General features: G+C 36.0%; 15 protein-coding genes. 13 read left to right on the top strand and 2 right to left on the bottom strand.

The genetic code is table 11. From position 1 onward, the window contains the following. The first annotated feature begins 98 nt into the window (after positions 1 to 98). From rpsM to alaS, 8 genes are all read left to right on the top strand, one after another. The gene (gene rpsM, locus ACFIMW_RS07195) at positions 99 to 467 is read left to right on the top strand and encodes a 30S ribosomal protein S13 (protein WP_375608626.1); all 369 of its coding nucleotides are present in this window, start codon (positions 99 to 101) and stop codon (positions 465 to 467) included. A gap of 116 nt (positions 468 to 583) precedes the next feature. Continuing rightward, positions 584 to 973 carry a 30S ribosomal protein S11 gene (gene rpsK, locus ACFIMW_RS07190; protein WP_007347762.1) on the top strand — a complete coding sequence of 130 codons (390 nt, stop codon included), beginning with the start codon at positions 584 to 586 and terminating at the stop codon, positions 971 to 973. Between the two features lie 95 nt (positions 974 to 1,068). After that, complete coding sequence (locus ACFIMW_RS07185) at positions 1,069 to 2,082, top strand: DNA-directed RNA polymerase subunit alpha (protein WP_375608627.1); 1,014 nt, start codon at positions 1,069 to 1,071, stop codon at positions 2,080 to 2,082. A gap of 24 nt (positions 2,083 to 2,106) precedes the next feature. Beyond that, on the top strand, positions 2,107 to 2,535 hold the full coding sequence (rplQ, locus tag ACFIMW_RS07180; protein WP_375606705.1) for a 50S ribosomal protein L17: 429 nt from the start codon (positions 2,107 to 2,109) through the stop codon (positions 2,533 to 2,535). A 270-nt stretch (positions 2,536 to 2,805) separates the two neighbouring features. Beyond that, a complete protein-coding gene (locus ACFIMW_RS07175) occupies positions 2,806 to 4,200 on the top strand; it encodes a DegQ family serine endoprotease (RefSeq protein ID WP_375608628.1) in 1,395 nt (464 codons plus the stop codon). An 8-nt stretch (positions 4,201 to 4,208) separates the two neighbouring features. Next, positions 4,209 to 5,534 carry a replication-associated recombination protein A gene (locus ACFIMW_RS07170; RefSeq protein ID WP_375608629.1) on the top strand — a complete coding sequence of 442 codons (1,326 nt, stop codon included), beginning with the start codon at positions 4,209 to 4,211 and terminating at the stop codon, positions 5,532 to 5,534. Between the two features lie 989 nt (positions 5,535 to 6,523). After that, positions 6,524 to 7,567, top strand: a complete 1,044-nt coding sequence (gene recA, locus ACFIMW_RS07165; protein WP_375606702.1) for a recombinase RecA — start codon at positions 6,524 to 6,526, stop codon at positions 7,565 to 7,567. 209 nt (positions 7,568 to 7,776) lie between these two features. Then, a complete protein-coding gene (gene alaS, locus ACFIMW_RS07160) occupies positions 7,777 to 10,443 on the top strand; it encodes an alanine--tRNA ligase (protein WP_375608630.1) in 2,667 nt (888 codons plus the stop codon). Positions 10,444 to 11,441: 998 nt separating this feature from the next. Here alaS and ACFIMW_RS07155 read toward each other — a convergent pair. After that, positions 11,442 to 13,235: a glucan ABC transporter ATP-binding protein/ permease gene (locus tag ACFIMW_RS07155; protein WP_375608631.1), complete on the bottom strand. Its 1,794-nt coding sequence runs from the start codon at positions 13,233 to 13,235 to the stop codon at positions 11,442 to 11,444. A 220-nt stretch (positions 13,236 to 13,455) separates the two neighbouring features. On the opposite strand from ACFIMW_RS07155, the gene ACFIMW_RS07150 reads away from it, so the two are divergent. From ACFIMW_RS07150 to ACFIMW_RS07130, 5 genes are all read left to right on the top strand, one after another. Continuing rightward, entirely contained in the window at positions 13,456 to 14,439 is a 984-nt protein-coding gene (locus tag ACFIMW_RS07150) for an RluA family pseudouridine synthase (protein ID WP_375608632.1), read from the top strand. 803 nt (positions 14,440 to 15,242) lie between these two features. Continuing rightward, on the top strand, positions 15,243 to 16,262 hold the full coding sequence (locus ACFIMW_RS07145; protein ID WP_375606698.1) for an ATP-binding cassette domain-containing protein: 1,020 nt from the start codon (positions 15,243 to 15,245) through the stop codon (positions 16,260 to 16,262). Between the two features lie 64 nt (positions 16,263 to 16,326). Next, positions 16,327 to 17,061, top strand: coding sequence for an ABC-2 family transporter protein (locus ACFIMW_RS07140; protein ID WP_375608633.1), 735 nt, complete (start codon positions 16,327 to 16,329; stop codon positions 17,059 to 17,061). After that, positions 17,045 to 17,833 carry an ABC-2 family transporter protein gene (locus tag ACFIMW_RS07135; RefSeq protein WP_375608634.1) on the top strand — a complete coding sequence of 263 codons (789 nt, stop codon included), beginning with the start codon at positions 17,045 to 17,047 and terminating at the stop codon, positions 17,831 to 17,833. Before ACFIMW_RS07140 ends, ACFIMW_RS07135 begins: the two co-directional genes overlap by 17 nt. A gap of 2,351 nt (positions 17,834 to 20,184) precedes the next feature. After that, positions 20,185 to 20,544 (top strand): hypothetical protein, encoded by a 360-nt coding sequence (locus ACFIMW_RS07130; RefSeq protein WP_375606730.1) that lies wholly within the window; start codon positions 20,185 to 20,187, stop codon positions 20,542 to 20,544. Positions 20,545 to 20,668: 124 nt separating this feature from the next. On the opposite strand, the gene ACFIMW_RS07125 is transcribed toward ACFIMW_RS07130, so the two are convergent. After that, positions 20,669 to 21,712 (bottom strand): tyrosine-type recombinase/integrase, encoded by a 1,044-nt coding sequence (locus tag ACFIMW_RS07125; protein WP_375608635.1) that lies wholly within the window; start codon positions 21,710 to 21,712, stop codon positions 20,669 to 20,671. Positions 21,713 to 21,891: the final 179 nt, after the last annotated feature.

Genomic DNA, 21,891 nt, shown 5'->3' with positions numbered 1-21,891 from the left:
GTAAGAGGATTCGGAAGAATTTTATTCTGAGTCTATTTTTTTGTAAGGTACATCAGGTATTTGATGCCAATTTGTCAACATAACTAAGGAGAGTGAACGTGGCTCGTATTGCTGGAGTCAATATCCCGACAAATAAGCGTGTAATTATTGCACTTCAATATATCCACGGGATTGGACCAAAATTTGCTCAGGAAATTATTGAACGGGTTGGCATTCCCATAGGGCGTCGTGTGCATGAACTTTCAGATGCCGAAGTGTTGCAGATTCGTGAGGCGATAGATCAGGGCTATCAAGTTGAAGGTGATCTTCGTCGTGAAGTGGCTATGAATGTTAAGCGTTTGATGGACCTTGGTTGTTATCGTGGATTGCGGCATCGTCGGTCTTTGCCTGTCCGAGGACAGCGTACGCATACGAATGCTCGTACGCGTAAGGGGCCTGCTAAGGCAATTGCCGGTAAGAAGAAATAAGGGTATTTGTATAAGGTTTTTTATATATTCTTTTTTTTGTTCTATTTGTTTGACAAGGAAAAGTAAGGTGGAGCTGCTGATGTTACGGCAGTGATGAGATCGTTGAAAGGGAAATTATGGCCAAGGAAGCCACACGTGTTCGTCGTCGCGAACGTAAAAATATTTCATCGGGTGTTGTACATATTAATTCAACATTTAATAACACAATGATTACTATTACTGATGCTCAGGGAAATGCGATTGCATGGTCGTCTGCTGGTGCTCAGGGATTTAAAGGGGCCCGTAAATCTACACCTTTTGCCGCTCAAGTTGCTGCGGAAGATTGTGCGAGGAAAGCGCAAGAGCACGGTATGCGTTCTTTGGAAGTTGAAGTTTGTGGTCCTGGCTCAGGGCGTGAATCTGCTCTACGTGCGTTGCAATCTGTTGGTTTTGTCATTACTTCTATTCGTGATGTAACACCAATTCCTCATAATGGATGTCGTCCTCGAAAAAGGCGGCGTGTTTAATTGGGTGTTGTTTTTTTGTTGTCGGAGATTTCTCTGATGTTCACATTGGTCGTTACGATTGAATGGTAACGGAACTAAAGAACGGGAATAAAAATATGATCCAGAAAAACTGGCAGGAACTTATTAAACCCAATAAGGTTGAGTCATGTGCGCATGATAATCCAAATATTACGAGCGTGATTGCTGAACCTCTTGAGCGGGGCTTTGGCTTAACGTTAGGAAATGCGCTTCGTCGTGTCTTGTTATCTTCGCTTCGTGGTGCGGCTATTACTGCTGTGCAGATTGACGGTGTCTTACATGAATTTTCGTCAATTCCTGGTGTTCGTGAAGATGTTACAGATATTATTTTGAATATCAAAGAGATTGCGCTTCGTATGCAAGAAGAGGGGCCTAAGCGTGTCGTTGTTTATAAAGAGGGTCCTGGTGTTGTGAGAGCGGGAGATATCAATACCGTTGGAGATATGGAAATTCTAAATCCAGATCATGTTATTTGTACTCTTGATGAAGATGCTGAAATTCGTATGGAGTTTATTGTTAATACAGGAAAAGGCTATGTTCCATCGGATCGTAATTGTGTTGATGATGCGCGCATAGGACTTATTCCAATTGATAGTCTCTATTCACCAATTCGTAAAGTATCTTATAAGGTAGAAAATACGCGTGAAGGTCAAGTTCTGGATTATGATAAATTAACGTTGACGATTGAAACAAATGGTGCTGTTAATGGAGAAGATGCTGTTGCTTTTGCCGCACGTATTCTTCAAGATCAATTATCGTTATTTATTAACTTTGAAGAGCCACAGAAGGAGGCTGTTGAAGAGACTGATTCTGAGCTTTCTTTTAATCCTGCACTTCTCAAAAAAGTGGATGAATTAGAACTTTCAGTTCGTTCAGCAAATTGTCTTAAAAATGATAATATTGTTTATATTGGTGATCTTATTCAAAAAACGGAGTCTGAAATGCTTCGGACACCAAATTTTGGTCGCAAATCGTTGAATGAAATTAAAGAAGTTTTGGCGTGTATGGGTTTACATCTTGGGATGGAAATTCCTGCATGGCCGCCTGAAAACATTGATGATCTTGCTAAACGCTATGAAGATCAGTATTAAAATTAGAATTTAAGGAGAGGGCTTATGCGCCATAGTAAGTCAGGCCGCAAGTTGAATCGGACTGCCAGTCACCGTAAAGCGATGTTTGCAAATATGGCAACTTCGTTGATCGAGCATGAGCAGATTGTAACAACATTGCCAAAGGCTAAGGAAATTCGTCCTATTGTTGAAAAACTCGTTACTCTTGGTAAGCGTGGTGGTTTGCATGCGCGTCGACAAGCAATTGCAGCACTTCGTGATGCAGGGAAGGTTGCAAAATTATTTGATACGCTTGCGCCACGTTATGCATCACGCAACGGTGGGTATTTACGTATTATGAAAGCAGGGTTTCGTACCGGTGATAATGCGCCCATGGCTGTTATAGAATTTGTTGATCGTGATGTCGAAGCGAAAGGGGCTGGGGATCGCATTCGTATGGAAGCTTCTGAGAATGAAAAGGAAACTTCTTCGTAAAGTTTTTTTATTCTGTTGAATTTTTAAAGGCCGCCTTGTCTTTGGGCGGTTTTTTTGCGGGAATTTTTAAGTTATTTTACTTGAAATAATAGATGCAGAGAGAAAGTTATAGAATATTGAATTATTTTATTTTTATAATATTTATTGTTTAAATAGGTTGTTTTTATTCTCTATTATGAAATATTAATAGAGGTCCTTAATTTGCGGGGATGTGTTTTTTTAATTCTATTAATTTTCAACAGAATGTGCTGATTTTATAAGGAGTAGATTATGAGGTATTCTTTTTGGGTGCGGCTTTTTTGGGCGATTATGATACCGATATCATTTGATCATGCATATGCTCATATCCCTCAAACACAAAAAGAAATGACTCTTTCATTTGCTCCGTTAGTTAAAAAGACAGTTCCATCTGTTGTAAATATTTATGCAGCTCGACAAATTAGAGCACGATCACCTTTTGAGGGTGATCCATTTTTTGAGCAATTTTTTGGTCGTTTTCAAAATAATTTTCCTGTCCGTAAGCAATCGTCATTAGGATCAGGGGTGATTGTTGATGCACGGGGTTTGATTGTTACAAATTACCACGTCATTAAAGATGCAAGCGAAATTAAAGTGGCTTTTTCTGATGGGCGCGAGTTTGAGAGCAAGATCGTACTCAAAGATGAAGCAACTGATATTGCTGTTCTTGAAGTTGATGCAAAAGATGCTCAATTTCCCGTTTTGCCTTTGGGAAATTCTGATGCTGTTGAAGTTGGTGATCTTGTTCTTGCTATTGGTAATCCTTTTGGTGTTGGTCAAACGGTTACTAGTGGAATTGTTTCAGCGCAAGCGCGTACACGTGTTGGAATTTCTGATTTTGACTTTTTTATTCAAACAGACGCTGCCATTAATCCAGGGAATTCTGGTGGCGCTTTAATTGATATGAAAGGTGAGTTAATCGGGATTAATACGGCTATTTATTCGCGTTCGGGTGGTTCTGTAGGGATTGGTTTTGCTATTCCAGTTAATCTTGTAAAAGTGATGCTTGATACTGTTAAACGCGGTGGAAAATATTTTGTGCCGCCTTATATTGGGGCATCTTTTCAAAATGTTACGCCTGATATTGCTGGTGGGTTAGGTTTAGAACGTCCCTATGGTGCTCTTATTGTTGAAGTTATCAAAGATAGTCCCGCTGAAAAAGCTGGTTTGAAAGTGGGCGATGTCATTTTGAGTGTGCAGGGGATGCGCGTTGATAGTCCAGATAGTCTTGGGTATCGTTTGATGATTGCGGGTATTGGGCATAGTCTTGATTTAGAATATTTACGAAGTGGAAAAACTTTAAAAACACAAATAATGCTTTCATCGATTTCGGAAACTGAATTTTTAAAATCTGAAAAAATTACGGGTGAAAATCCTCTTGCTGGTGCTGAAGTGTTAGATTTAACGCCGCAAAATAGTCGACGTTTTAATCTTCCTATATCTGCAAAAGGTGTTGTGATTACCAATCTTGATGAAATGAGCAATGCTGCTGGAATTTTTCGGTCAGGAGATATTCTACGTGTGGTCAATGGCCATAAAATTCAAACAGTTCATCAGTTGAAAAAGATTCTTATGCAATCTCGTTCGCGTACTTGGCAATTGGAATATGAACGTGATGGTATGTATATTCGCCAATTTATTCGTTGAGGTTTTTTTTGAAGAAAGATTTTTTTACTTCGTCGTTTGATCTTCAAGTTCATAAAAATCGGCCACTTGCAGAAAGAATGCGTCCTTGTTCTCTCAATGATGTTGTGGGGCAAAAGCATTTGATTGGAGAGGATGGTTTGCTTTCACGTATGGCGGCAACTGGCTCAATTGGATCGATGATTTTTTGGGGACCTCCAGGGACGGGAAAAACGACTGTTGCACGTTTGTTAGCCCTTGAAACAAATTTCGCGTTTGAGCAGGTTTCTGCTATTTTTACCGGAGTTTCTGAACTTAAAAAGATTTTTGAAGTTGCGCAGAGGCGTTTTATATCTGGGGATAAAACACTTCTTTTTGTTGATGAAATTCATCGGTTTAATCGTGCTCAGCAGGATAGTTTTCTTTCTGTGATGGAAGAGGGTACTGTGGTACTTATAGGCGCAACAACCGAAAATCCTTCTTTTGAACTGAATGCTGCCCTTCTTTCGCGTGCACGTGTTTTAACATTTCTTTCTCATGATCATGAAAGTTTGAACCTGCTTTTGAGGCGTGCTGAAGAAGTTGAGGAAAAAACTCTTCCCTTGGATAATGATGCCAGAGACGTTTTGATAGAGATGTCTGATGGTGATGCGCGGGTTGCGTTAACATTGGCAGAGGAAGTTTGGTCTATTGCACCATTGGGAGAGGTTCTTGATGTTGTTGCTTTGCAAAAAGTTATTCAGCGTCGTGCGCCCATTTATGATAAAGGACGAGATGGGCATTATAATCTCATTTCAGCGTTGCATAAATCCGTTCGTGGATCTGATCCTGATGCTGCGCTTTATTATTTGGCACGTATGTTGGATGCTGGTGAAGATCCTCTCTATATTGGGCGAAGGTTGGTTCGTATGGCTGTTGAAGATGTTGGTTTGGCGGATCCTCAAGCTCTTATCATTTGTAATGCAGCAAAAGATGCCTATGATTATTTAGGATCACCAGAAGGAGAATTGGCTTTGGCGCAAGCATGTCTTTATGTTGCAACTGCGCCAAAGTCAAATGCAGCATATCTTGCGTATAAAGCAGCACTGCGTTGTGCGCGCAAAAATGGCTCTTTACCACCCCCTAAGCATATTCTTAATGCTCCTACGAAATTTATGAAAGAAGAAGGGTATGGAAGTGGTTATTGTTATGACCATGATGAACCAGACGCTTTTTCAGGACAAGAATATTTTCCCGAAAAACTTGGGCGTCAGAGTTATTATAAACCAGTTGAGCGTGGTTTTGAGCGTGAAATTGTGAAACGTCTTGAGTGGTGGCAACAGTTGCGCAAAAAACGTAAAGATCAAAATAAAATTTGAGTTGAAATATGTTTTTTATTAATCTCAGATTTATTTTTTATCTCTTATGTTATTATATGAGAAATTTAGTTTATATTTTAAACATTTATTGCATTGCTTGTAGAGATTTTTTTTGATATCTTCAAAATTGCATATTTTTTCAAATTTAAATATGTCATTCAACTTTTAAGCTGCTTTATTTTTTTTGGTTTTTATTAAATAATATATTAACTTATAATGATAATTGACTGTTTCGTAAGTTGAATGAAAGTTTCAAATACCGTAAATTTCTCTCATCCCAAGTCCGTTATTTGTTGAAGCAATCAGGTTATTCGGTTGCATGTTACAAGCAGGATTAGCGTGTGATAAAAACCGTACAAGAAAGGACTAAAAATTCCTCTTATGAATCGTCTCAAATGCCGAGAGCTGTCGCAACCTTAGGGGATGATAAATAGTGTGATGGTGCCAGCTTTCTCCTTCTATAGTGTAAAGATGGTGGCGTCAAAAAGTCTTACAGTATACCACATTCATAGGTGTTGTCACGAAGTGAGCTTGGAAGTTTTGAGAGGTGTTTCTTAAATTAAGTGTATGAATATGCAACACAATGGCGTTTTGTTCTTCGATGCAATATGGTGTGATTTTAATTGGTGATGCGTTTTTATGTGATCAATAGCGGGAGAATTCTTAGTCTCTCAAGTATTTAATCAAAGGGATAAGCAGAAGGGCTATAGAACATTGTGTTGAAATTTAAATTGTTCCTTTTCTAGAGAGATATAAATGTGTTAACTTGCTCTCTTAGGAAGTATTGTTTTATTAGAATTTATTTTTTGTGTCATAAGATAAGCAATGCCAATTCTTTATTGTGATAGTCATGAATGTTTATGGACATAATGTGGAGATAGGAATGCAAATAGTCTGTGAAAATCTAAACTCAAGACTTTAGTTAAATTAAAAGTATAGTGTAAAATTTAAGTGTTAGATTATTTATGAATTCGGTCAAGGATATAATCGTGGATAAAACAAAAGCTCTCGATGCTGCTCTCTCACAAATTGAACGTTCTTTTGGTAAAGGCTCGATTATGCGTCTTGGGCAAAAAGAGCAGGTTGTTGAAATTGAAACAGTTCCAACAGGGTCATTATCCTTGGATATTGCTTTAGGGATTGGTGGATTACCTAAGGGGCGCATTGTTGAGATTTATGGACCAGAAAGTTCTGGGAAAACAACATTGGCTCTCCATGCTATTGCTGAGGCACAGAAAAGTGGTGGGATTTGTGCTTTTATTGATGCAGAGCATGCACTTGATCCTATTTATGCGCGTAAGCTTGGTGTTGATTTAGAAAATTTATTTATTTCTCAACCAGATACTGGTGAACAGGCATTGGAAATTACAGAGACGTTGGTTCGTTCTGGTGCAGTTGATGTGCTTGTTGTGGATTCTGTTGCAGCTTTAACACCGCGTGCGGAAATCGATGGTGAAATGGGGGATGCTTTGCCTGGATTGCAAGCGCGATTAATGAGTAAAGCATTGCGAAAATTAACAGCAGCGATTTTTCGCTCTAATTGTATGGTTGTTTTTATTAATCAAATTCGCATGAAAATTGGGGTGATGTTTGGTTCGCCTGAAACAACAACAGGGGGAAACGCTTTAAAGTTTTATGCTTCTGTTCGTTTGGATATTCGTCGCATTGGGTCTATTAAAGATAGGGATGCAATCGTTGGTAATCAGACGCGTGTTAAAGTGGTGAAAAATAAATTGGCACCTCCGTTCAAACAGGTTGAGTTTGATATTATTTATGGTGAAGGCATTTCTAAAGTAGGTGAATTGATTGATTTGGGTGTTAAGGTTGGTATTGTGGAAAAATCTGGTGCATGGTTTTCTTATAATTCTCAGCGTTTAGGACAGGGGCGTGAAAATGCAAAGCAGTTTTTACGTGAACATGCGGAAGTTGCTACAGAAATTGAAGCTGCTTTGCGCCAAAATGCTGGTTTGATTGCAATTGAATTGTTAGAAAATGCAGGTTCAGAAAATACAGAGAGTGATGAAGCCATTTGATGGAGCGTTTTTTCATCTATAATTTTTTTCATTTAAGATTTTTTCTGTTTTTATTTGTTTGAGTTTTTAAATATACAGTCATTTTTTCTCAATTTTTTTGAACAAATATTCCATTCTTTGATTAAATTGACTCCATGCGTGGCAAAGAGGATATTTAATGAGGGGGATTTTTCTTTTATGGTTTTGTACTGTATTGAGCAGGTGTCGGTATGAATAGTGTTAATAACATTCGGTCAACATTTTTGGATTATTTTCATCGTAATGGGCATAAAGTTCTTTCTTCTAGCCCACTTGTTCCACGTAATGATCCTACACTTATGTTTACAAATGCAGGAATGGTGCAGTTTAAAAATGTTTTTACTGGACTTGAAAAGTCCCCTTATAAGCAGGCAACAACGGCACAAAAATGTGTTCGTGCGGGTGGAAAGCATAATGATCTTGATAATGTTGGTTATACGGCACGCCATCATACATTTTTTGAAATGCTGGGTAATTTTTCTTTCGGTGATTATTTCAAAGAAGAAGCCATTTTTTTATCATGGAACCTTTTAACAAAAGAATTTTGTCTGCCAAAAGATAAACTGTTGGTGACAGTTTATCAGAGTGATGATGTTGCTGCTGAACTATGGCGTAAAATTTCAGGTCTTCCAGATGAAAAAATTGTCCGTATTGCGACAGCTGATAATTTTTGGGCGATGGGAGATACAGGACCCTGTGGTCCTTGTTCAGAGATTTTTTATGATCATGGTGATGAAATCTGGGGGGGGCCACCTGGAAGTGCTCATGAAGATGGGGATCGCTTTATTGAGATTTGGAATCTTGTTTTTATGCAGTATGAGCAGATTTCCAAGGAAGAACGTGTTGATTTACCTCATCCTTCTATTGATACAGGCATGGGGTTAGAGCGTATTGCTGCTGTTTTACAGGGTGTTCATGATAATTATGACATTGATCTTTTTCGTGCATTAATTGCTGCTTCAGAAGAAATTACAGGGATTGAGGCAAAGGGTGATTTTATTGCCAGCCATCGTGTCATTGCTGATCATCTTCGCTCGTGCGCATTTTTGATTGCTGATGGTGTTCTTCCTTCCAACGAAGGAAGAGGATATGTTTTACGTCGCATTATGCGTCGTGCTATGCGTCATGCCCATCTTCTTGGTGCTAAAGAGCCTTTAATGTGGCGGCTTTTGCCTGCTTTAATTCGCGAAATGGGACAAGCCTATCCTGAATTGGTGCGTGCTGAGTCTTTGATTTCAGAAATTTTGAAGTTAGAAGAAATACGCTTTCGTAAAACACTTGAACGAGGACTTGGTTTGTTAAATGAAGCGAGTAGTCTTCTTAAAGAGGGAGATCATTTAAATGGTGAAGTTGCTTTCAAGCTTTATGATACCTATGGTTTTCCGCTTGATTTGACGCAAGATATGCTTCGGCGTCGCGGAATATCTGTTGATGTTGATGCTTTTGATAAAGCGATGGAACACCAAAAAGAGGAAGCGCGTGCTCATTGGTCTGGTTCTGGTGAAGCTATAACGGAGACAATTTGGTTTTCTGTTCGTGATAAGGTAGGGGCGACAGAATTTTTAGGTTATGAAACAGAAAAAGCTGAAGGCATTCTTACAGCTCTTGTGTGTGATGGTAAAATTGTTGATCATATTTCTTCGGGGCAAAAAGCTATTCTTGTGGTAAATCAGACTCCTTTTTATGGTGAATCTGGCGGGCAAATTGGTGATAGCGGTATCATTTCTGGTGAAGATTTTGTTTTTGAGGTGCATGATACTCAGAAAAAGGGTGATGGTGTTTTTATCCATATTGGAGAAGTAAAATCTGGTCAGGCATCGAGGTCTGATTGTGTAGAATTAACCGTTGATGGTATTCGTCGTAAAAAAATTCGTGCAAATCATTCTGCTACCCATTTATTACACGAGGCTTTACGGCAAATATTGGGGGACCATGTTACTCAAAAGGGCTCTCTTGTATCGCCAGATCGGTTACGTTTTGATTTTTCTCATCCAAAGTCTGTTTCTTTGGAAGAATTGAAAAAAATAGAAGATTTAGCCAATGAGATTGTTTTGCAAAATAGTAAGGTCGTAACGCATCTCATGGACGTGGATGAAGCCATTTCTAAAGGAGCCATGGCATTATTTGGTGAAAAATATGGTGATGAAGTTCGCGTTGTTTCTATGGGGAAACAGTGTCACCTAGAGGGATTAAAAAAGCATTGGTCAATAGAGCTTTGTGGGGGCACACATGTGGAGCGAACAGGCGATATTGGTTTGATCCATATTGTTTCTGAAAGTTCTGTTTCAGCAGGAGTACGTCGTATTGAAGCCTTAACTGGCCAAGAAGCACGTTTTTATCTTTGTCGCCAAGATGAGCGTATTCATGAGATCGCTGATCTTTTAAAAACGTCTTCTTCTGGTTTAGAAGAACGGGTGCGAATTTTGCTTGATGATCGTCGTAAACTTGAAAAAGAGTTGAATGATGTACGCAAAAAAATGGTGTTGAGTGGTGGTATAACAGAAAGTAGTCAAGATGATATTACCATCATTAATGGGCTTTCTTTTCTCGGACGCATTGTCAAAAATATTTTACCACGGGATCTTAAGGCATTCGTCGATTCTGGAAAAAAACAAATTGAGTCTGGAGTCGTTGCTTTTATTAGTGTTTCGGAGGATGGAAAAGGCAGTGCTGTTGTTGGCGTTACGGATGATTTAACGGATAAGTTGAATGCTGTTGATCTCGTTCGTATTCTTTCAGTTGTGCTTGGTGGTCGAGGTGGTGGTGGTCGTCCTGATATGGCGCAGGCTGGTGGTCCTGAGGGTAACAAGGCTGGTGAGGCATTTGCAGCACTAAAAGATTTTCTTGAAAAAATTTAAAAAGCAAAATCTTTTCTCATCGGTGTTTTTTATATTTTTATGTTGGATTGGTGTATAAGTATCACGAGTATCTGTCCGATGTCTTGCTGAAATCCAGATATAGCGTAATGGGGGCTTGTACAAAATTGTTAGAGATAAAAACAGTGTTTATCTTTATCATCATTGTTTCATTTGATTTTATGTTTTTCAAGAATTTTGGGAGTTACCTTTCAAAATAAGAAAGATTATGCAGCATTTTACACTTTGCTTTGTAGTATATTTTTACGAAGAAGAGCAGTCATTGTGTGGCTCTTACAGATTTTTTTAAAGAAACATCTCTATCCTATTTTATAAAAAGGAATATCGCATAAATTTAAAGAGGTATATTAATGTCTGATTTATTATGATGCTATTTACTCAATATATTGATTTATAATGATAATTTATTTTTATATCTTGAGTAAGAGCTCCAAATATTCGTAGGATTTTCTCATTTTAAATCTATGTATATTGAATCAATCAAAACCATTCACAAGAATTGTTGTGAAAAATAGGCTTAGGAGTATTGAGAAATATTTCTTAAAAAAGCACGTGATGAATGTACAACACAATGACATTTTGTTCTTGGCGAGGGGATGATTCTACAAAAAACATGATAAACAAAAGTGTGAAGCAATACGTCATATCCATTATTAAAAAAACACTGTTTTAGATAGTTTTGAAAGTTGTAAAGCTGAGTTAAAAGAAGATGGTAAAATTGGAAGCTTTTTTACCTTTGCATTTTCCTTAAATTCGATTGTATACTCATTAATATGCAAAAATATACGCAATAATTTTGTTTCAATCGAGTAAAATTTCAACAGTAGAAAAAGTGCGAAATTTTGTTTTAATATTTTTTCAAAGATCTCGCGTCAAAAATGGATTGTGATATTCTTAGTAACCTTTTATTTGTATCAATAAAGTATTTTGGGTGTATTGAAGAGGTATTTTTTACATGAGATTTGTGAAGAGTATCATTTTTATGATGCTATGGCTTCATGTAAGAGGATGACGTTTTCATTTTCTCCTTCTCTTTCTCTTTCTGGTGATTTGATTGTTAAACCACTGGCTTTTAAGAATCGAGAGAAACGGCCGTCTCTCTCGATTAATTCTTGAAAGCTTCCTTTTTCAATTAAATGACCATGTTCTAGAAAGAGTACTACATCAGCATTGCGTACTGTTGAGAGGCGATGTGCTATAATGAAAGTGGTGCGATTATGGCTTATGCAATCAAGGGCATTTTTGACACGTGCTTCTGTTTCAACATCAAGAGCGCTTGTTGCTTCATCTAGAATGAGAATAGGGGCATTTTTTAAAACAGCGCGTGCAATTGCTAGTCGCTGTTTTTCTCCACCTGATAATTGAGATCCTCGTTCGCCCACCATTGTGTTATAATAATCAGCTTTTTTTAGAATAAAATCGTGAGCTTCTGCTATTTTTGCTGCTTCATAAAGTTCTTCATTCGTTGCGCTCGCTTTTCCTATTGAAATATTGTCATGAATAGTACGGTTGAAAAGACCTGAGTCTTGAAATACTGTTGCTAGAGATTTGCGTAAAGATTCGCGATTGATCGAGCATATATTTATTCCATCAATGGAGATATGCCCAAAGGTAGGGTCGTATACGCGCTGCAACAGATTGATCAACGTTGTTTTTCCAGCTCCTGTTGGTCCTACAATCGCAACAGTTTGTCCTGCTTTAACCTCAAAAGAAATATCAAAAACACCTTGAGAAGAATTTGGAAATTTATAGGTCACGTGATGAAATTGTATGGTGCCTTTAACATTTTGGAGGGAGGGAAGATTCTGCGGTTCGTTGATACGAAAGGTTGAGTCTTCCATTTCAAAAAACTCTTGCAGTTTTGCTTGTGAGGATATTGCACAATGAATAAAATTGCTCATTTGGTCTAGGCGGCTAATCATGAGTTGTGCAAATCCAACAAAAGCAACGACGTCACCTACTCGTAGTTGACTTTTTGCAACAAAAAAAGCTCCAAGGAGAAGAACACAAACGATTGAAATCGTTGAAGCCATTCGATTTAAGCCACTGGCGAGCGCCCACCAATTGAGAACAGGATTTTGTGCTTTAAGCAGAGCATTTGTATGTTGGTGCAGTATGAAAGTTTCTTCTTTTATTCGGTTATAACTTTGTACAATGGAAACATTAGAGATTGAATCACTGACATGTTTAAAAAGGTTATGATGATAGCATTCTACAGCGGCTTGCCCGTCTTTTGTTTTTCGCATCACTAAACGTGCAATTAATACATAGATGATGGCAAGCACAACCAAGACTATTGAAAGGCGCCAATTCATATTAAAGGCTATGGGGATGAGAACCAATAAGGCGACAAGCGTTGAGAGATGTTGTCGCATAAAATCAAGCCATATGGTTGACATGGAATCTATAGCGCGCAAAAGTGTATGGAGTGCGTTAGATGTTCCGCGTTGTTGATGCCAAATTAACGGCATGGCAATGATACGTTCGAAAGATTCTGTTAAAACCGTTAAGCGACGTCTATGGGCTAAGCGGTCTGCACCGCGAGCAACAAGGACATAAGCGATAATATGTGAAAGTCCAAAACAAACCCAAATGGCAAGAGTAGAGATGATACCTGCTTTTTCTGTAATAGAATCGATAACCCGTCCAAATAAAATAGGTTCTGCAATGGTGATAATCGCTAACATAACATTAGCGGTACAGATTAAAAGGGATGCATTTTTTTCTCTGTTTAGGTAAGTGAGAACACGTGCATAGGTTTTGAATAAGGACACTGTTAATTATCTCCATTCGCTGTTAAGCGTAAAGGCTATTGATTTTTTTATAACGCTTAATTTTTAGCTAATAAAATTTGGACGTTAAGAAAAGGCAATTTTGGATACTAACTGTAATATGGTGTGATAAAGCCAACTAAAATATGAATTTTTGTGTTTATATTTGTGCTTATAAAGGCGCAAAAATAGATCAATAAAATTATCAGGCAAGGGAACTTTCATGGCAGGCGTAGAAATAAAAAAAGTTGAGGCAGATGAAAATGGAATGCGCTTAGATCGCTGGTTTAAAGTGCATTATCCAGGACTTGGTTTTGGAGTCTTGCAAAAACTGTTGCGTTCTGGTCAGATACGGGTTGATGGTGGACGTGTTAAAGCCGATACGCGTCTTTGTATGGGACAGGCTGTCCGTATTCCACCTCTCCCTATTAATGACAAAGAAAATCTTTCAATAACGGATAAAACACTTCATGGGCAGGATGATGGGACCGTTTTGAAAAAAATGCTGCTTTATGAAGATCCAAAGGTATTTGTTTTTAATAAACCAGCTGGGTTGGCTGTACAAGGAGGCTCTGGTTTAACACGTCATATGGATAGTATGCTTGAGGTATGGCGCAATAAAAAAGGTGAAAAGCCGCGTTTGGTTCATCGTCTTGATCGTGAGACGTCGGGTGTGCTTATTGTTGCGCGATCAAGGGGAGCTGCTCAGTCCTTAACAGCTGCTTTTAGAGCGCGAGAAACAAAAAAGACTTATTGGGCGTTGGTTCGGGGCGTACCTAAAAAAAAGCAGGATAAAATTTCAACGTGGATGGTTAAGGAAATGACTGCACAAGGTGACAAAATGCGTGTTTGTGAACATGGGGAGCCAGATTCACATCATGCGGTTTCCTACTATCGCGTTTTAGATACGCGAGGGCGGGCTCTTTCGTGGCTTGAAATGGAACCCTATACAGGGAGAACACATCAGCTTCGTGTTCATGCTGCCCATATGGATCATCCTATCATTGGCGATTCAAAATATTTTTTTTCTGATAGTAATTGGACATTACCAGGAGGAATTCAAAATCGTCTTCATCTTCATGCACGTCGTATTCGTATTCCTCATCCTTCAGGAGGAATATTGGACATTGTTGCACCTTTACCACCTCATATGGTTCAAAGTTTCAATCTTTTGTCTTTTAATGAGAGTGATGCTGAAACAGAGTAAAAAAGCTTCGTTTATCCTTTTTGATTGGTAAAAATTTTGTCTATAAATTTGATGAGATGGATAGGGCTTCATTTGAAGAGAGCTTTAGTAATCGCTATGAGAAAATGGTGTTTTTGAGTGATGAATTTTGAAATATCATAAATTTTCTTTCTACAGTTCTTTATCCATATTGATTGTATTATTATCTCTAGATAAGGTGTATCGTTTAATAATCTGAGTTGATGAAGCTGCTCCTTTGAATTTATCTGTAGGGCTGTATATTGGGGAGGCGTGTCTGTTGAGGAAGATGAATGAGATAAAATCTGAAGGATATTTGCTGAAATGTGTAAAGGCGCTTTTTAATTTTTCATGGGAGATAAAGGAGGCATTTTATAGTAATGCTGAGGAAAAGTAGCCTCTCAAAAAAATCCTGTTGTTAAGGAGGTTTGTTTTGTTATCAATGTGATTTGATATACTTATGATAGATTTACTATTTGTACCTTTGCTTACACCATGAAGATTTATTAACAAAGCTCTCCTTTCGATGATCAATTATTTTTCTACTTACTTTATTTATCTGAATTTGTTCGAAAGATTTTCTTTCGTAAAAGAAGAAACAACTTTTAGCATTCTTAATGCTTTATTTCAGTGAATGCATCAGATTGAAGAAATATGCTATACCAAAAATTGGAGATTAAAGCTTTAGGTGCGTTTATTGCTCTTTAGGAGGGGGAGAACATGGTCGTTTTTTCCAGTGAAAAAACAGATATTCAAAGATTATGGGAACATTCCAAGAGGGGATAAGTTGAAATGAGGAGTGACTGATGGGATCATTATTGATTGACGTTAATAACGTCTCAAAAATATACCGTAGCATGGACAGAGGAACTTCTTTCAAAAACAGAGTGCTTTCTCTCTTTAAGCCAGTATATACGAATTATCACGTGCTGAAAGATATCAGTTTTACCCTTTTTTCAGGACAATCTCTTGCTATCCTCGGAGCTAACGGGGCAGGTAAATCAACACTGATTAAAATACTTGCTGGTATACAATTCGTTGATAAGGGAAGTGTTAAAGTCTTGGGATTTAATCCGTATAAAACCAAGAAAGATCTGTTTAGACAGTTGGGTGTGGTCTTTGGTCATAAGAGTTGTTTATGGTGGGATTTACCTCTACGTTACAGTTTGGATATGGTGCAACCCTTATATGGTATTGAACGAACCTCTTTTATCCGCGACCTTAAAGAGATTGCAGAGTTGCTTGGTATTGCGCATATCATGGACAAGCCAGTGCGAATGCTGAGTTTGGGTGAGAGAGTCAAAAGTGAATTGGCATTTAATTTATCTTTTAGACCTAAATTATTGTTCCTAGATGAACCAACTATTGGTCTTGATATTACTTCTAAGCATGAAATTAGGGAGCTACTTACAAAACTTAAAAGAGAGCGAGGGATGGGATACATCATCACAAGTCATGATATGGGGGATATTGATGGTTACGTTGATGATATTCTTCTCTTGCATAAAGGAAACAAACACTTTTACGGTGATATTGATGCATTTAAAAATATGCTTCCTTCTTTGGTGAAAGTGACATTTTTTTGTGAACACTTGCAGGCGCTTTATGCTGTTGTAAAGAGAATGGATGAACTTTCGTTAAAATTGTCCGCTCCTTTAAAAAATAAAAAACTGAACAATGAAGAATGTTCATTGGAAATTTCGTTACCTCGTGGAGATTATTCGCATTTCATACGGGAAATGACAACTAAATTCAACTGTACGTTTTCTGTGTCCACTCCCTCATTTGAGGAGATGCTCCGTGTTAAATTTAAAGAATTTATTTAATTATTGTTTTGGCATGTTTTTTTATGCAAGGAATGGATTACTCTCTATTCTAAGTGATAGAGCCATGTTTTTTACTGATATTGTCATTGGGACACTTTCGCCATTTATTATTCAACTTCTATTATGGAATGCACTTTTCTCTGATATGGGAAACACCATAAATGGCTTTAGCTTTCATGATATGATGTATTATTATGCTTTTGCTTTAGTCTTAGGACGTTTAAATAATGGTTATAATGTGATTAAGTTTTTTTCTCATCATGTTAGGGAAGGTCAATTAGAAGTCTATCTCACAAAACCCTTTAGTTATATGACACAAATACTTTTTACTTTTTTAGGAGAGAGTGTATTATATTGCATTCCGTTATTGGCTCTTTTTGTTGCAAAGCTTGTTTTATCCTATGAAAATATTCTGGGATTGGTCATCTCTTTTCTGTTCTTTTTTCTCATGGTTATTCTATCACAATTGCTTTGTTTTTTACTCTCTTTCGGGATTGCCTTATTAAGTTTTTGGGTGATTGAGTACAATATATTACTCTCTTTCAGTATTCTCAGTTCAACGCTTCTTGGGGGTGTTCTTTTACCACCATCTTTTTGGCCGGTGTGGCTTATTCCGCTCATGCAATTTAATCCTTATCGTTTCATGATATCAGCTCCTGCCGAGTTTTTCGCGACGCAAAATTTAGCGTTGTTTCAGCAGTTTTTTTTCGGAAGTTTTGCTTATATTTTGTGTCTTTTATGCTTAATTCATATTGCTTGGAATAAAGGAATGAAGATGTATTATGGAGCGGGCGGTTGAGATGAAAATAATCCTTCATTTTATCAGCCTGAATATCTGCCGACAGATTGTTTATGGTAAGAATTTGGCTGGGGAGTTTATTCTTTCTCTATGCTATTATTTTATTCAATTCATATTTATTGATAGAATATCTTCTTTTTCAGGAAAGATTGGTAACTATAGCAGAGATGAAATTCATTTTATCTTTGTTGTCTTTGTTTTACTTGGGATATTTTTGAATATTTTTACTCATTCTATTGAAACGTTTTTTGAAAAAGTAGCAGATGGTAAAATTGAACCCTACTTGATAAAGCCTGTTTCAATCTGGTTGTTGATGTTGTTTGGTTGGTGCAAACCACTTAATCTGATAAAGCTATTTGTTCTTTATGTTAGTGCCTATTTGTTCGTATCATTACCGGATATGTATGATCTTAAGCTCAGATGGATCTCTTTTATTGTTGCAATATTTTGTGTTTTTATCGTCAATATTTGTTTTTTCATGATGTTTAATTTTGTGACATTTATTATTAGCCGTAAGATGCCTGTCGAATATTTTCATGAAATGATTTATGAGCTTTCATTTGTACCAATAGGAATTTATCCCTCAAGCATTGTAAAATGGCTTTTGTTTATGCTTCCCATGGCTTTTTCTGCTTCTTTTCCTGTATCCCTGTTACTTGGTAAAGGCGAATGGAATATTGGATATCTTCTGTCGAGCACTTTTCTTTCTATAGTCATGACTTTCATAATCTATAAGAAAACAATTATTAAATTTAATGGATTAGGGGGATGATATAAAAATCATCATGATTATAAAAATAAAAAATTGAGTGAATAATTCTATTATAGAGTAGATTATCGTTATTTATGCTGGTGGTATAGGGCATGTAAAATTTACACATGAGGATTTTTATTAGACATATTCATGCATAAAATCAGTTGTATTTCTATAGCTATGAGCAAAGAATTTACAATAAAAATCAGAGAATTAAATTTCTTGGTTTTAGATTAGTTTGAGTTTAGATGGCTGCTTGATGACACAAGCCAATGGTAAGATGGTGTACAATATTAGTAGTGTTTTCTCATCTGAGCAAAATTTATTTTTGTTACGTTTATAATGCTAAAAAATTGTCAAAGATGGGTAATTTTTATATGTGCAAAATGTGGTTATTCGTGCGGATTTTGTTGGTACATTCAATATATTATTACGTGGATGAGTTTTTGCTTAAACAATAAGAAAATTGACAGAATAAAGCTTTTAAGTTGCCCGATAGAAAGCTAAGAGCTTCGCCAAACAACATGATAGCAATTATCAAGACAACAATCACATAGAGATTTTTCAGCATGCTGAGCAGTCAAAATTCAGTTAATAATTGCTTGGAAATAAAAGGATCCACTAAGCAAAGCGGGCAAAAACGATGGTAATGCAACTGAGTTCAATAACATAATTAAATATATTTATTTGTTGTACTGGTAAACTAAGAGAATTATACTTGATTTTATTGTTAATTTCTTATTTTATGTTATGATTTTATTTAATAGAAATATATTTATTATGTAATATTTTAGTGTTATTATAAATATTATTATTTAATTAGAAATATACAATTTAAACACATACAATATAAACATAATATATTTATATTATTTTAAATGGGTTATTTTAAACAGTAATTAAATAAGATATTATTTTGTAAAAAATTATTTTCTATTTTTTTAATATTAATAAGCTCATTTTTCAATTTTTCTTAACAATGATAAGAGAAAAATGGAGTTTTACATCCTCTTTTACAATAAATAAAAATGATACTTTAATCTGGTGTTGTTTTCTAAGCTTAGAGCTATACAGATGTTATTGCTTATCATTAATAAAACTAATGTGATTGATGGCGTAGAGATTACAAAGGGCTAATTTTTTTGCATGTAATTCATATTTTTTACAAGACTTTAAAAATAACACAGAAAAAATGAGAGAGGAAGGAATAGTGAACAAGAGTGATAAGCTTTTTCATTTTCTAGTGTTATGATTACTTTTGTATTTTATGGTTCATTCATTGTATGTATGATCAATTCCAAAATTTTTATTTTAAGCTTATAGTGAATCTATATTTTAGTCTGTTATTGAAGTGTTGTCGTGATTGAGATTAAAATATCACAGTAGTGAACACTCTGATTTAATAGAGAAGATTGTTTGCTAGCAAATAATCTATCCATATCAACGTTATTTAAATTTTTTTCCAAAATATATATCTATGCTAATTTTCGTGATTGATATCTTTTCTAAGATGAAAAGGGGCATGAGCTGATTTGAATATCCATAAAATTTTTCATATTAACTCAAAAAATATACGATCACATCATTTTACGGCTATTCTAGATTATCATTTTGATAAACTGAAGAATTATAACGATTAGCATTACAAAGGTTTGTGCAAAAATGCTTTTATTGGACATTATTAAATTTTTTATGATTTATATTTTTAATCATTTTATCTTGGTTAGAGAGAAGATGTATTCATTTTTATTTCTCTATTTTATCTTAAAGTTGTGGAATTATATTAATGTTAGAAAATTATAATTGTGGAAGACAATGAACTTTATTAAAATTATTCCATGTTCTTGTAGAAACGCATGGCTGTGAAATCGTTGAAATGTGTAATAGCTTATGGCATTAGATTTGGCGCATTCACCAAAGTTATCCCTTATCTTACTTAATTTAGCTTTTTCAATCAAAGAATTAAGCTGGTGCTTACGCTAATTGTAGCTGGGGCAAATATTTTTTCTTAATTTATACTAAGGAAAAATTATTTTATAAAAATATTTATTTTAATATATTATATAAAAAAATAAAAACATTGCGTGTAACTAAAAAACAACAAAATAAATTTATTTTTATCATTAAATTACATAGTATAAATTACAAATAAAATAATTGACAACTCTTAAATAAACATGTAACGGATATATTACAAGTGTAATATAATATAAAAATAACAATTTAAATAAAATTATTAATTAAATTTTGTATTATATTTTTATTGTAAGAAGATAAATATACTTTATTGATAGATAACGTAATGTTTTCTATTTAGAGGGGCGGTAAAGAAAATTTATTTTATTAAATATTGTAATTAGGTGGTTATGATGAAAATATTCAAGCATTGTATAGTATGTTTTGTTGCAGTAGCGATTTTCTTTTCACAGATTTTAAGAGCCAATGCTGATTCTTTAAATGATAGATTTCAAAATGCTGGTTTTATTTCTGTAATGACACAAGAAAATAGAGTTATTAAAGCTGTTGGTATGATTATTAGCCAGTTTGGAGGACAAGGGGCTGAGAAAAATGTCCAAAAAGTTGCGGGTTTAATGGGGATGGAGACAGCGATTTTTGCTTTAATCGCATATTTTGTATATTTCTTTACTAGAAAGCCGCCGAGTCCTAACAGGGAGACAGGTGGAAGAACATTCGATGCTTTTGCTCATAGTTCATGGGCTTTGAATTAAAAGATATTATCTTTGATAAACTTTGAATTATTCTGTTATTGGATTTAAACAGCAAGTAAAATGAAATAGTTATGTCTAATATGGGGGAATTGAGGAATCCTGATTCTATTACGTTTTTTTTCCTCTATCCCCCATCTTTTTGAAGCTTTTTTATGGCTTCAAGAGCGAGTTTTTTGCGATCTGCGCTCTTTGTGTAGAGAGATGCCATAGCATCATGTGTCCAGCCAAAGAGTGCTTTCAATTGTGATACTGTTGCACCAGAGTTAGCTGCGCGTGTTGCTGCTAATTTTCTTAAGCCATGGGCTGTTTTTTTGATACCTGCTTGGGTACAAGCATTATAAAATGTAATTCCGAATCTTTCTTTAGGTATTTTCCCCCCGTGTTTACTACAAATGAATGTGTCCTCACCAATAGGACCAGCTTCAAGTGTTTTGGCTAATTCCGGTAAAATAGGGAGAAAAACATCTGTTTGGAATTTACTTTTTTCTGTTTTGAGATGAATGATATTATCTTTAACATCTTTCCAACCAATACGAACGGCGTCACCACGGCGCAACCCCGTGTAAAGAAGAACATCAATCCAAACACGTTCATGGGTACCATGAGGCCATCTTTTATAATATTTCTCAACATCTTCTTCTGTCCAAACAGGAAAGCCCCCTTTATTTTTTAGAGGAGGTTTTTTGACCCCTAAAGTCGGATTGTTTTCCAAAAGACCTTGGTCAATTGCCCAATTAAAAAGCCCATTAAGTACTTTCAGAAATTCTCTAGCCATTGCTGGTGTTTCTTTACGCCGTTCAACTCCAGCTATGATATGTTTCTTATTAATTGCTTGGTATGGGATATCTCCTACGGAATCGCATATCTTCATAAGGATGTATTCTCTTTGCTTTCTTGTAATTGTAGAGAGGCTATGCCAATTGGAGCTATTAAAATACTGTTTAAGGAGCCATGCAAATGAACCTTCGACTAGCTTACCGGTTTTGGATTTAGGGAGTATAAGCCCTTGTAATTCAGCAAGTGCGCTTTTGTAGTTGTCAACAAACTCTTGCGTTCCATAGGTACCACGTATTCTAATACGTTTTCCATGACCAATACGTACATACCATACGATTTTGCCATGTTGGGTAATTTGTTTCACAAGGTGAGGAGGGCGTGGTTTTGGCATGGGAACACCTATAAGATGATATCAAATTCATAATCATCACGAGATAAATTCCATATTTTATCAGGATGTGCTGTTGAGTTTGGTAATGGGATATCTGCTTTCAGATAGATAAGCAGTTCACCGGTAGGTTTGATTTCTATGAGTTCGCATTTTTGCTTTTTTGCTTCTCTTAAAGCTCG

This window comes from Bartonella sp. AC329YNZD, assembly GCF_042196685.1.
GTDB lineage: Bacteria > Pseudomonadota > Alphaproteobacteria > Rhizobiales > Rhizobiaceae > Bartonella.
The sequence above is the reverse complement of the archived record's forward strand: the minus strand, read 5'-3'. Positions and strand labels throughout refer to the sequence as shown.

Coding starts and splice junctions, on each gene's coding strand:
- ACFIMW_RS07175 (WP_375608628.1), top strand. CDS start 2,806: ATGAGGTATTCTTTTTGGGTGCGGCTTTTTTGGGCGATTATGATACCG.
- ACFIMW_RS07150 (WP_375608632.1), top strand. CDS start 13,456: ATGGCAGGCGTAGAAATAAAAAAAGTTGAGGCAGATGAAAATGGAATG.
- ACFIMW_RS07135 (WP_375608634.1), top strand. CDS start 17,045: ATGGAGCGGGCGGTTGAGATGAAAATAATCCTTCATTTTATCAGCCTG.
- rpsK (WP_007347762.1), top strand. CDS start 584: ATGGCCAAGGAAGCCACACGTGTTCGTCGTCGCGAACGTAAAAATATT.
- ACFIMW_RS07130 (WP_375606730.1), top strand. CDS start 20,185: ATGAAAATATTCAAGCATTGTATAGTATGTTTTGTTGCAGTAGCGATT.
- rplQ (WP_375606705.1), top strand. CDS start 2,107: ATGCGCCATAGTAAGTCAGGCCGCAAGTTGAATCGGACTGCCAGTCAC.
- ACFIMW_RS07125 (WP_375608635.1), bottom strand. CDS start 21,712: ATGCCAAAACCACGCCCTCCTCACCTTGTGAAACAAATTACCCAACAT.
- ACFIMW_RS07140 (WP_375608633.1), top strand. CDS start 16,327: ATGTTTTTTACTGATATTGTCATTGGGACACTTTCGCCATTTATTATT.
- ACFIMW_RS07145 (WP_375606698.1), top strand. CDS start 15,243: ATGGGATCATTATTGATTGACGTTAATAACGTCTCAAAAATATACCGT.
- alaS (WP_375608630.1), top strand. CDS start 7,777: ATGAATAGTGTTAATAACATTCGGTCAACATTTTTGGATTATTTTCAT.
- ACFIMW_RS07185 (WP_375608627.1), top strand. CDS start 1,069: ATGATCCAGAAAAACTGGCAGGAACTTATTAAACCCAATAAGGTTGAG.